Source organism: Pseudomonas sp. GW822-FHT06D10 (assembly GCF_058799535.1).
On record NZ_JBXALN010000003.1, the window covers coordinates 174,013 to 186,609 of the forward strand.

The 12,597-nt window shown below is 64.0% G+C and carries 8 protein-coding genes; 7 read left to right on the forward strand and 1 reads right to left on the reverse strand.

Annotation, left to right across the window (positions count from 1 at the left end; translation table 11 throughout):
* Positions 1–23 precede the first annotated feature (23 nt).
* On the reverse strand, positions 24–1,976 hold the full coding sequence (locus AC1RL5_RS10690) for a BCCT family transporter (RefSeq protein WP_225368821.1): 1,953 nt from the start codon (positions 1,974–1,976) through the stop codon (positions 24–26).
* A gap of 486 nt (positions 1,977–2,462) precedes the next feature.
* On the opposite strand from AC1RL5_RS10690, the gene betI reads away from it, so the two are divergent.
* From betI to dbpA, 7 genes are all read left to right on the forward strand, one after another.
* Positions 2,463–3,056, forward strand: coding sequence for a transcriptional regulator BetI (gene betI, locus AC1RL5_RS10695; protein ID WP_011063941.1), 594 nt, complete (start codon positions 2,463–2,465; stop codon positions 3,054–3,056).
* Between the two features lie 108 nt (positions 3,057–3,164).
* Positions 3,165–4,637, forward strand: a complete 1,473-nt coding sequence (gene betB, locus AC1RL5_RS10700; RefSeq protein WP_011063942.1) for a betaine-aldehyde dehydrogenase — start codon at positions 3,165–3,167, stop codon at positions 4,635–4,637.
* A 143-nt stretch (positions 4,638–4,780) separates the two neighbouring features.
* Positions 4,781–6,484, forward strand: coding sequence for a choline dehydrogenase (betA, locus tag AC1RL5_RS10705; protein WP_015637324.1), 1,704 nt, complete (start codon positions 4,781–4,783; stop codon positions 6,482–6,484).
* A 229-nt stretch (positions 6,485–6,713) separates the two neighbouring features.
* Positions 6,714–8,156: a TldD/PmbA family protein gene (locus AC1RL5_RS10710; RefSeq protein WP_093405260.1), complete on the forward strand. Its 1,443-nt coding sequence runs from the start codon at positions 6,714–6,716 to the stop codon at positions 8,154–8,156.
* Complete coding sequence (locus tag AC1RL5_RS10715; RefSeq protein ID WP_072451781.1) at positions 8,156–9,493, forward strand: TldD/PmbA family protein; 1,338 nt, start codon at positions 8,156–8,158, stop codon at positions 9,491–9,493. Before AC1RL5_RS10710 ends, AC1RL5_RS10715 begins: the two co-directional genes overlap by 1 nt.
* A 36-nt stretch (positions 9,494–9,529) precedes the next feature.
* Positions 9,530–10,960 (forward strand): multidrug transporter subunit MdtD, encoded by a 1,431-nt coding sequence (mdtD, locus tag AC1RL5_RS10720; RefSeq protein WP_093405270.1) that lies wholly within the window; start codon positions 9,530–9,532, stop codon positions 10,958–10,960.
* Positions 10,961–11,203: 243 nt separating this feature from the next.
* A complete protein-coding gene (gene dbpA / locus AC1RL5_RS10725; RefSeq protein ID WP_230493580.1) occupies positions 11,204–12,541 on the forward strand; it encodes an ATP-dependent RNA helicase DbpA in 1,338 nt (445 codons plus the stop codon).
* The last annotated feature ends 56 nt before the right edge of the window (positions 12,542–12,597 follow it).

Here is a 12,597-nt window from a genome sequence, read left to right on the forward strand (position 1 = left end):
TACAAGGATGGGGCGGTTTTCACTCAGCTATAGACACGGCCAAGGAGCTGCCGATGGCTTTCGAACTGATCGAGCACATCCCGGGTGATCTGCTCCTGGGTGAAGCCCATCAAGTCGTATTCCTGGCTGCCGTTGTGCAGATACACCTCGGCGCGGTAGAAACGGCTGCGCACTTCGCTGTCGGCCCCTTCCGGCTGGGTCGATTCGCTAGGCGTCGCCAGGTAGCCGTCCAGGCTCACTTCATAGACGAAGGGATTGCCTTCATCCATTTCCACGCGCAGGCCCAACAGGTTCTTCGACTTGCCCAGGTTGGTCTGCACTTCCAGGCTCAGGTTGCGCAGTTGCGCAGCCGCTTCCTGCAGGGCCGGGCTGACGTGCTTGTCCATGTAGCGCTGCACCACCGACTGGGTCGGTTGCAGGTCCAGCTGGCTCAGGCGCTCGCTGAAACCGCGGCGGCCACGCTCGGCCAGTTGCGCCTGCTCCTGCTCGATCTGCACGTCCTGGCGCATGGCCTTGTGCAAGCCGAACATGAAGCAGATCAGCACCACCGAGAACGGCAGGCCGGCCAGTACCACCATGGTCTGCATGGCTTCGAAGTTGCCGGCGAACAGCAGGCCGATGGTCACCAGGGTGATCACCACCGACCAGAAGATCCGCAGCCAGTGCGGGGCGTCTTCGTCGACGTTGCCGCCCTTGCACGAAAGGTTGGCCATCATCACCGCCCCGGAGTCGGCGGGGGTCAGGAACAGCACGAATCCTACGAAGATCGACACACCGATGACAATCTTCGAGGCCGGGTAGTGCTCGAGCAGTTGGTAGATCGCCATGGACGGCTGTTCCAACGCCGTCTTGCCCAACTCCACGGCTCCCTGATTGACCACCAGATCCAGGGCCGAGTTACCGAAGATCGACAGCCAGGCCAGGGTGAAGCCCAGGGGAATCAGCAGTACGCCGGCCACCAGTTCACGCACGGTGCGACCACGGGAAATACGCGCGATGAACATGCCTACAAATGGCGCCCAGGAAATCCACCAGGCCCAGTAGAACAGGGTCCACAGGCCCAGCCAGCGATCGGACTTGGCGCTGTCGCCCTCATACACATAGAGGTCGAAGGTCTTGAGCACTACACCGTTCAGGTAGTCGCCGATGTTCTGCACGAAGCCGTTGAGCAGGTGCAGGGTCGGGCCAAACAGCAGGACGAAGATCAGCAGGCCGCTGAACAGCACGATGTTCAGGTTGGACAGGCGGCGGATGCCGTTTTCCACGCCGGACACCGCGGCGATGGTGGCCACCGTGCTCATGACGATGATCACGATCAGCAGGTTGGTGTTGCTGTGCTCCATGCCGAACAGGTTTTCCAGGCCGGAAGACACCTGCATCGAACCAATCCCGAGGTTGGTCACCAGGCCCAGCAGGGTCACGAACATGCCGAAACCGTCCACCGCGTGGCCGGCCGCGCCCTTGACCCAGCGCTCGCCCACCAGCGGGTACAACGCCGAACGCAGTGCCAGTGGCTGGTTATGCCGATAGGCGAAGTACGCCACCGCCAGGCCCACCAGGGCATAGATGGCCCAACCGTGCAGGCCCCAGTGCAGGAACGTCAGCTGCAGCGCCTGGCGTGCGGCCAGGTTGCTGCCCGGTACGCCTTCCGGCGGGTTGAAGTAGTGGTCCAGGGGCTCGGAAGCACCGAAGTACAGCAGCGAGATGCCGATGCCGGAGGAAAACAGCATCCCCGCCCAGGCGCCGTAGCTGAAGTCCGGGGTGTCCTGCTTGGTCCCCAGCTTGAGCTTGCCGTAGGAGGAGAACGCCAGGCCCACCACGAACACCAGGTAGGCGGCGATCACCACCATGTAGTACCAGCCGAAGCTGCGGGACAACCAGGCCTGGGCAATGCCCAGCAGTCGGCCGGCCTCTTGCGGGGCGATGATCAGAATGGCGGTCAACAACAGGATCAGCGCGGTGGAGGTGTAGAACACCCAACCGTTGACCCGCACCTTCTCCGGTGGGGTCTTTATAAGAGAGGCAGAACTCATTGCGCAGATGCTCCGGGCAGTGCGAGAGAAGGACACAAGGCAACACGGCACCCGACCAATCGGTTAGTTGGCAGCCGATCATCGGGTGTTATAAAGACACCCCGAAAACACCCGAAACCGCAAAAGCCGCGTTGCGCAACCGCATCCGGGGCCGATGACGAACCTGCAGTTCGTCGCCTGGAACCCGGAGCGTCCTGCCCCTTCAACACGTGTGCTCTCTTGCCGGTCCACGCTATGCCGCGTGTAAGTTTCGGGCATTTTCGGAGGTCGTTTTTCCGCCATCTGCGAGCAGGAGAAACTCCCCAGGCAGCGACGATTTGTCGCAGATCTTATTCTTTGTTGATTGAACGTTCAATCAAAACAAAATAGACTGGCCCACAAGTCGACGGGCGTCATACGCCAATCGACAGGCCTAAGGAGAGGTATCAGATGCCCAAGGTCGGTATGCAACCCATACGCCGCCAGCAATTGATCGAAGCCACGCTGCAAGCGGTCGATCAGGTCGGAATGGGGGACGCCAGCATTGCGCTGATCGCCCGTTTGGCCGGTGTCTCGAACGGCATCATCAGTCACTACTTTCGGGACAAGAACGGCCTGATCGCAGCGACGATGGGTTACATCATGAGCATGCTCAACGAAGGCGTCAGAGCACGCCGCCAGGCCCTGACGGACGACAGCCCGCGCGCTCATCTGAAAGTGATCATCGAGGGCAACTTCGATGCCAGCCAGGTGAACGGCCCGGCAATGAAAACCTGGTTGGCCTTCTGGGCTTCCAGCATGCACCAGCCCGATTTGCACAGGTTGCAGCGGATCAACGACCACCGCTTGTATTCCAACCTGTGTTGCCAGTTCCGCCGTGCCCTGCCGCTCTACCATGCGCGCAAGGCAGCCCGCGGCCTGGCGGCCTTGATCGACGGTTTGTGGCTGCGTGGTGCCTTGTCGGGTGATGCATTCGACACCGACCAGGCGATACGGATCGCTTACGAATACATGGATCTACAACTGGCTAAGCAGGAGCGCTAGAGCACAAAAGAGACGCTCGGCCCCTGAACCGCCACTGATCAGCGCGCCCCGAACTTAGGGGCATGCCCGGTGGTCAAGCCCACTACTTAATGCACTTGCGAGGACACTATGGCCCGTTTCGAACTGCAAAAACTCTACATCGACGGCGGCTACACCGATGCCGGCAGCGACGCCACTTTCGATGCCATCAACCCGGCCAACGGTGAAGTTCTCGCACAAGTGCAGCGTGCGACCAAGGAAGACGTTGAACGCGCCGTGGTCAGCGCCGAGAAAGGCCAGAAGATCTGGGCCGCCATGACCGCCATGGAGCGTTCGCGCATCCTGCGTCGCGCCGTGGAAATCCTCCGCGAGCGCAACGACGAACTGGCCGCCCTGGAAACCCTGGACACCGGCAAGGCCTTCTCCGAAACCAAGTACGTGGACATCGTCACCGGCGCCGACGTGCTGGAATACTACGCAGGCCTGGTACCGGCCATCGAAGGCGAGCAGATCCCGCTGCGCACCACTTCCTTCGTCTACACCCGTCGCGAGCCCCTGGGCGTAGTGGCTGGTATCGGCGCGTGGAACTACCCGATCCAGATCGCCCTGTGGAAATCCGCACCGGCCCTGGCGGCCGGTAACGCGATGATCTTCAAGCCGAGCGAAGTGACCTCGCTGACCACCCTGAAACTGGCCGAGATCTACACCGAAGCCGGCCTGCCGGATGGCGTGTTCAACGTCCTGACCGGCAGCGGCCGCGAAGTCGGCACCTGGCTGACCGAGCACCCGCGCATCGAGAAGGTCTCCTTCACCGGCGGCACCGACACTGGCAAGAAAGTCATGGCCAGCGCTTCCAGCTCCTCGCTGAAAGACGTAACCATGGAACTGGGCGGCAAGTCGCCACTGATCATCTTCGACGACGCCGATCTGGATCGCGCCGCCGACACCGCCATGATGGCCAACTTCTACAGCTCCGGTCAGGTCTGCACCAACGGCACTCGCGTGTTCGTGCCGAGCCACCTGAAAGCCGCTTTCGAAGCCAAGATCGCCGAGCGCGTTGCACGCATCCGCATCGGCAACCCGGAAGACGAAAACACCAACTTCGGCCCGCTGGTCAGCTTCCCGCACATGGAAAGCGTGCTGGGCTACATCGCCAAGGGTAAAGAAGAAGGTGCCCGTGTACTGTGCGGCGGCGAGCGCCTGACCGACGGCGAATTCGCCAAGGGCGCCTTCGTTGCACCGACCGTGTTCACCGACTGCACCGACGACATGACCATCGTCCGTGAAGAAATCTTCGGCCCGGTCATGGCGATCCTGACCTACGAAACCGAAGAAGAAGTGATCCGCCGCGCCAACGACACCGACTTCGGCCTGGCTGCCGGCCTGGTCACCAAGGATCTGAACCGCGCTCACCGCGTGATTCATCAGCTCGAAGCCGGTATCTGCTGGATCAACGCCTGGGGCGAGTCCGACGCCAAAATGCCGGTTGGCGGCTACAAGCAGTCGGGCGTGGGCCGTGAGAACGGCATCAGCTCGCTGAACAACTTCACCCGCATCAAGTCGGTGCAGGTCGAGCTGGGCGACTACGCCTCGGTGTTCTAAGCAGCCGCTAGCAGCCAGCTACAAGCGGCAAGCCAGGGCAACAGCCTGGCTTGCCGCCTGCTCCTCATTCAACGCCAAGCCCGCTTCGCTGCCTTTTCTCGCAGCTTGAAGCTTGAGGCTTGCAGCTCTCCACGGAGGCTCCAATGGCCCAAGAATTCGATTACATCATCATCGGTGCCGGCTCTGCCGGTAACACCCTGGCGACCCGTCTGACTGAAGATGAAGGCGTCACCGTCCTGCTGCTGGAAGCCGGCGGCCCGGACTACCGTTTCGACTTCCGCACCCAGATGCCGGCGGCACTGGCCTTCCCACTGCAAGGCCGTCGCTACAACTGGGCCTACGAGACCGATCCAGAGCCACACATGGACGGTCGTCGCATGGAATGCGGTCGCGGCAAGGGCCTGGGCGGCTCGTCGCTGATCAACGGCATGTGCTACATCCGCGGTAACGCCATGGACTACGACGGCTGGGCCAAGCTGCCAGGCCTGGAAGACTGGACCTACCTGGATTGCCTGCCGTATTTCCGCAAGGCGGAAACACGTGACATCGGCCCCAACGACTACCACGGCGGCGAAGGCCCGGTCAGCGTGACCACGCCCAAGGCCGGCAACAACCCGCTGTTCCATGCCATGGTCGAAGCCGGCGTGCAGGCCGGTTACCCGCGTACCGAAGACCTGAACGGCTACCAGCAGGAAGGCTTCGGCCCGATGGACCGCACCGTGACCCCCAAAGGTCGTCGCGCCAGCACCGCCCGCGGTTACCTGGACACCGCGAAAAAGCGTTCGACCCTGACCATCGTCACCCACGCCCTGACCGACAAGATCCTCTTCGAAGGCAAGCGCGCCGTGGGCGTGAGCTACCTGCAAGGCAGCACTGAAGAGCGCGTGGAGGCCCGTGCGCGCAAGGAAGTCATCGTCAGCTCCGGCGCCATCGCCTCGCCGCAACTGCTGCAACGTTCCGGCGTAGGCCCCCGCGCCCTCCTGGAAAGCCTGGACATCCCGGTGGTTCACGACCTGCCGGGCGTGGGCGAGAACCTTCAGGACCACCTGGAACTGTACCTGCAGTACGCCTGCACCCAGCCGGTGTCGCTGTATCCATCGCTGCTGTGGTGGAACCAGCCGGCCATCGGTGCCGAGTGGCTGTTCAACGGCACCGGCATCGGCGCCAGCAACCAGTTCGAAGCCGGCGGTTTCATCCGTACCCGCGAAGAGTTCGAATGGCCGAACATCCAGTACCACTTCCTGCCGGTGGCGATTAACTACAACGGCAGCAATGGCGTGAAAGAGCACGGCTTCCAGGCGCACATGGGCTCCATGCGCTCGCCGAGCCGTGGCCGCGTGCAGCTCAAGTCCAAGGACCCGCGCCAGCACCCGAGCATCCTCTTCAACTACATGGCCACCGAGCAGGACTGGCAGGAATTCCGCGACGGCATCCGCCTGACCCGTGAAATCATGCAGCAGCCGGCCCTGGACCCCTTCCGCGGCCGCGAGATCAGCCCGGGCATCGAGGTGCAGACCGACGAGCAACTGGACAAGTTCGTCCGCGAGCACGCCGAGACCGCCTTCCACCCATCCTGCTCGTGCAAGATGGGCACCGACGACATGGCTGTAGTGGATGGCCAGGGTCGCGTGCATGGCATGCAAGGCCTGCGCGTGGTGGATGCCTCGATCATGCCGATCATCACCACCGGCAACCTCAACGCGCCGACGATCATGATGGCCGAGAAAATCGCCGACAAGATCCGTGGCCGCCAGCCACTGCCACGCAGCACCGCGGCCTACTACGTAGCCGGTGAAGCCCCGGTACGTGGCAAGCCGATGCGCGATGTGACTCCCGCCGCGCAGTAAGCCTGACGGGCGCCGACCGCAAGGGTCGGCGCCCTTTTTCTCTTCCCTTCATTCCCTCAGAACTACTTCCTTGATCGCAGCCTTCGGCAGCGGCTACAGTTCTGCAACTTGCACATCCCCTTTCGCCCCCGCGCTCATCAGCACCTATACCTGTAGGAACCGCCGGGCGGTGTTCCGTTTGCTGGCGAAACGCGTCGACCCGCTATCGCGCCTCACAAGGAGGTCCTCCATGTTCGACTTTCACCCCCAGCTCAAGCAGCGCTTCGCTGCCTTGCGCACGGGCGCCGAATTCTTTTCCCTGCGTTATGTCCGCGAGTCGGACCAGTACCTGTCGGTGCGCAAGAACGTCGCCGAGCCGCCGAGCCTGGGCCGAGACGAAGGGGCGATGCTGACCGTGCGGGTGCGCGGCGTGGAAGCCTACGCTGCCACCAACGACCTGTCGCAAAGCGGCCTGCAGGCCGCCCTTGACCGCGCCGAGCAGCAGGCCCGGGTCATCGCCGCCCATGCCCTGCTGGACCTGCGTGAACAACCGGTCTCCAGCCACCGCGCGGACTATTTCTCGCCCAACCTGGAGCAGCCCTTCCCCTCCCTCAGCGACTGCTATCAGCTGCTGGGCGATGAGTCGGCCTCGGTGCCCAAGGATGAACGCCTGGTGAACTGGCAGGTGGGCATCGGCGTGACCCAGGTCGAACAGATCTACCTCAACAGCGCCGGCGCCGAGCTGCGCCAGGCCCAGCGTTTTGTCTACCCGGGCCTGGACGTGACCGCCTACGACGGCAGCGACAGCCAGACCCGCAGCCTCGGCCGGGAGAACTTCGGCCAGCAGGGCGCCGGCGATGTGATCAGCCGCTGCGGCCTGCTGGGGGCCGCACCGCGGGTCGCCGACCAGGCCCTGCAACTGCTGCTGGCGCCCAATACCCCCCAGGGCCCGCGGGACCTGCTGCTGATGCCGGACCAGATGATGCTGCAGATCCACGAATCCATCGGCCATCCCCTGGAGCTGGACCGCATTCTCGGCGACGAGCGCAATTACGCCGGCACCAGCTTCGTCAAACAGCAGGATTTCGGCCGCCTGCAATACGGCTCCTCGCTGCTCAACGTGACTTTCGACCCGCAGATCCCCGAGGAACTGGCCAGCTACAGTCACGACGACGACGGCACCGCGGCCAGCAAGCAGTTCCTGATTCGCGAGGGCCTGCTGGTACGCCCCCTGGGCAGCGCCCTGTCGCAATACCGCAGCGGCCTCGACGGCGTTGCCAACAGCCGCGCCAGCAGTTGGAACCGTGCACCGATCGACCGCATGGCCAACCTCAACATCGAGCCCGGCGACCAGCCCCTGGAGCAAATGATCGGGCACATCGAGCACGGCATCCTGATGTCCACCAACCGTTCCTGGTCCATCGACGATGCGCGCAACAAGTTCCAGTTCGGCTGCGAATGGGGCCAGTTGATCGAGAACGGCGAACTCCGCGGCGTGGTCAAGAACCCCAACTACCGGGGGATTTCCGCGCAGTTCTGGCGCAACCTCAGCGCGGTCGGCGACCGCAGCACCTTCCAGGTGCTGGGCACGCCCAACTGCGGCAAGGGCGAGCCCAACCAGGTGATTCGCGTCGGCCATGCTTCGCCGGCCTGCGTATTCAGCAAGATTGATGTATTTGGAGGAGACGCCTGATGACCAGGACAGCCGATCAGGCCCAGCCATTCAAGGCCTTGGTGCAGTGGCTCAAAGACGCGCTGCGCGAGACCGAGCAGTTCACCCTGAGCTACGCCGCCGAAGCCTCGGAGTTCATTCGCTTCAACCACGCCAAGGTGCGCCAGGCCGGGCAGGTGCAACAGGCCAGCGTGCATTTCAAGCTGATCGACAATGGCCGCCACGCCGACCTCAGCATCACCCTGAGCAATGACCCCGAGGTGGATCGCCAGCGCCTGGCCGATGGCCTGCAACAACTGCGCGAGACCCTGCCGCTGCTGCCGGCCGACCCGTACCTGATGCTCAACCACACCCATTGGCAAAGCCATCACGTGCAGGACCAGCCGCTGCCCGGCAGTGAGCAGGTGGTGGAAGAAATCGGTCGCGCCGGCGCCGGCCTGGACCTGGTGGGCATCTACGCTGCCGGCCCCATCAGCCGTGGCTTCGCCAGCTCCGGCGGGGCCTTCGGCTGGCACCAGGCCAACAGCTTCAACTTCGATTTCAGCCTGTTCCACGAAAACGGCGAGGCGGTGAAGGCCAGCTACGCCGGGCACGCCTGGGACAGCCAGGCCTTCGCCCTGCGCTTCCAGCAGGCCCGGGAACAACTGGAATTCCTTGGCCGGCCACTGCGCACCCTGGCGCCCGGGCAGTACCGGGCCTACCTGGCGCCGGCGGCCCTGGAGGAGATCATGGGCATGCTGGCCTGGGGCGGCTTCTCGGCCCAGTCGATCGCCAGCAAGCACAGCCCGTTGCAGAAGCTCTATGCCGGTGATGCCGCGCTGAACCCGCTGGTGTCGCTCGACGAACAGGTCAGTGGTTCCCTGAGCCCGGCGTTTTCCGACGAAGGCTACCCGCGCAGCGACCTGTCACTGATCGCCGCGGGCAGCGCCAATGCCCAACTGATCAACTCCCGCAGCGCCGCCGAATACGGCCTGACCACCAATGGTGCCGGCAGCGGCGAGTACCCCAGTGCACTGAACATGGCCGCGGGGCGGTTGTCCCAGCAGGAGATCCTCAAGCAGCTGGGCACCGGGCTGTACATCAGCAACCTGTGGTACCTGAACTACTCGGACCTGCCGGCGGCGCGCCTGACCGGCATGACCCGCTTCGCCACCTTCTGGGTGGAGAACGGCGAGATCCAGGCGCCGGTGAGCACCATGCGCTTCGATGACAGCGTCTACAGCCTGCTGGGCTCGCAGCTGGAGGCCCTGACCGAGCAACGCGAGCTGCTGCTGTCGGCCAGTACCTACGGCCAGCGCCAGACCGCTTCGATGCACTTGCCCGGAGCGCTGGTCAGCCGCCTGACCCTGACCCTGTAGAAACCGCCCTCAAACCTGAACTCACCCAGAGGTCCCATGCCCGAACGCGCGCCACTCGATGCCACCACCGCCCGCTGGCTGCCCTGGGTGGTGGCCATCGCCTTCTTCATGCAGTCCCTGGACGGCACCATCCTCAATACCGCCCTGCCGGCCATGGCCCAGGACCTGGCGGAAAACCCGCTGCGCATGCAGGGGGTGATCATCGCCTACATGCTCACTGTGGCCCTCTTGATCCCGGCCTCGGGCTGGATCGCCGACCGCTTCGGCACCAAGCGGATCTTCTTCGGCGCCATCTTGCTGTTCAGCATCGGTTCCCTGCTCTGCGCCCTGTCCAACACCCTGACCCAGCTGATTGGCGCCCGGGTGATCCAGGGCCTGGGCGGTGCGCTGATGCTGCCGGTGGGACGGCTGGTGGTGCTGCGTGCCTACCCGCGTTCGGAACTGGTGCGGATCATGGGCTTCATCACCATTCCCGGGCTTCTGGGGCCGCTGATCGGCCCGACCATGGGCGGCTGGATGGTGCAGTACCTGACCTGGCACTGGATCTTCCTGATCAACCTGCCGGTAGGCGCCGTTGGCTGCTATGCGGTGTGGCGCTTCATTCCCGACCTGCGCGGCAGCGAGCGCACACGCTTCGACAGCCTGGGCTTTGTGCTGTTCGGTGCGGCGATGGTGCTGATCACCATCGCCATGGAAGGCCTGGGGGAACTGCATCTGCCGCACTTGCGGGTGATGTTGCTGCTGTTCGGCGGGCTGGCCTGCCTGGCGGCCTACTGGCTGCGGGCCGTGCACACCGACAACCCGCTGTTCGCCCCGTCACTGTTCAAGGTGCGGACCTTTGCCGTGGGCATTCTGGGCAACCTGTTCGCCCGCCTGGGCAGCGGCGCCCTGCCGTTCCTGGTGCCCCTGCTGCTGCAAGTAGCCCTGGGCTATTCACCGTCCCAGGCGGGGATGAGCATGCTGCCCCTGGCGGCCGCGGCAATGCTGGCCAAGTCCATCGCCCGGCCACTGATCGAGCGCCTGGGCTACCGCATCGTGCTCACCGGCAACACCCTGGCCCTGGGCATCATGCTGGCCAGTATGGGGCTGGTCAGCGAACAGACGCCCTACCCGCTGCTGCTGGGCATGCTGGCGGTGCTGGGGGCGATCAACTCGCTGCAGTTCACGGCGATGAACACCGTGACCCTGATCGACCTCGACGATGCCGCCGCCAGCAGCGGCAACAGCCTGCTGTCGGTGGTGGCGCAACTGTCCCTGAGCCTTGGGGTGGCCTGTGCCGGCGCACTGCTGGGCGGCTTTACCGCTGAGTTGGGCAACGATGGCGTGGACACCGTGCTCGGCGCCTTCCAACTGACCTTCCTCACGGTAGGCATCATGGCGATGCTGGCGGCGGCGATCTTCCTCCAGCTGTCGCCCACCGATGGCCGGCGCACGCGCAAGCTCGAGGAGCAGCACATCGAACACTGAACCCACGCACCTCCCCCGTAGGAGCCGGCTTGCCGGCGAAGAGGCCCCCGAGCCCTGCGCCAACCTCGCGGCCGCTTTTGCTGGCAAGCCAGCGCCTACACAAAACCGCCCCTGCGCGGTTGCTCGTCCAGAATTTGCAGGTTGTGGGAGCGGGACTGATACACTGCGCGACATTTTGTTTTGCAGGCCAGTCCCGTGACCACCATTGCCACCGCTTTTAATACTTTGCCCCTGTCTCCCGCCATGCTGGCTAACCTCGACTCCCTCGGTTATGCCCAGATGACGCCGATCCAGGCGCAGAGCTTGCCGGTGATCCTCAAGGGCATGGACCTGATCGCCCAGGCCAAGACCGGCAGCGGCAAGACCGCGGCCTTTGGCATCGGCCTGCTGAACCCGATCAACCCGCGCTACTTCGGCTGCCAGGCCCTGGTGATCTGCCCGACTCGCGAGCTGGCCGACCAGGTGGCCAAGGAAGTGCGCCGGCTGGCTCGCGCCGAAGACAACATCAAGGTCCTGACCCTGTGCGGCGGCGTGTCGTTCGGGCCACAGATCGCCTCCCTGGAGCACGGTGCGCATATCATCGTCGGCACCCCAGGGCGTATCCAGCAGCATCTGCGCAAGGGTTCGCTGGTGCTCGACGGCCTGAACACGCTGGTGCTCGACGAAGCCGACCGCATGCTCGACATGGGCTTCTACGACGCCATCGAAGACATCATCGAAAAGACCCCGTCGCGCCGCCAGACCCTGCTGTTCTCCGCCACGTATCCGGTGGGCATCAAGCAACTGGCGTCGAAATTCATGCGCGATCCGCAAACGGTGAAAGCCGAAGCGTTCCACGACGACACGCAGATCGAACAGCGTTTCTACGAGATTTCCCCGGAAGAACGCATGAGCGCAGTGACCAAAGTCCTGCACCACTTCCGCCCGGCTTCCTGCGTCGCTTTCTGCTTCACCAAGCAGCAAGTGCAGGAAACCGTCGATCACCTGACCGCCAAAGGCATTTCCGCCGTCGGCCTGCACGGCGACCTGGAGCAGCGTGACCGCGATCAGGTGCTGGCGATGTTCGCCAACCGCAGTACTTCGGTACTGGTCGCCACCGACGTCGCCGCCCGCGGCCTGGACATCGATGCGCTGGACATGGTGATCAACGTCGAGCTGGCCCGCGATTCGGAAATCCACATTCACCGCGTTGGCCGTACCGGTCGCGCTGGCGAGAAAGGCATCGCGGTCAGCCTCGTCGCACCGTCCGAAGCCCATCGCGCGCAAGCCATCGAACAACTGCAGAAAGCCCCGTTGAACTGGGATCAGGTCGATAACCTCAAGTCCCAGGGCGGCGCCCCATTGCAGCCACCGATGAGCACGTTGTGCATCGCCGGCGGGCGCAAGGACAAGGTACGTCCGGGGGATATTCTCGGCGCACTGACCGGCGACGCCGGCATCCCGGGCGCCCAGGTCGGCAAGATCGCGATCTTCGACTTCCAGTCGTATGTGGCGGTTGAGCGCACCGTGGTCATGCAGGCGCTGCAGCGCCTGAACAACGGCAAGATCAAGGGCCGTTCGCTGCGCGTGCGCGTCCTCTAACCCCACTGTTTGACCTGTAGCCGCTGCCACAGGGCCGTTCGCTTCTATTGAGGACA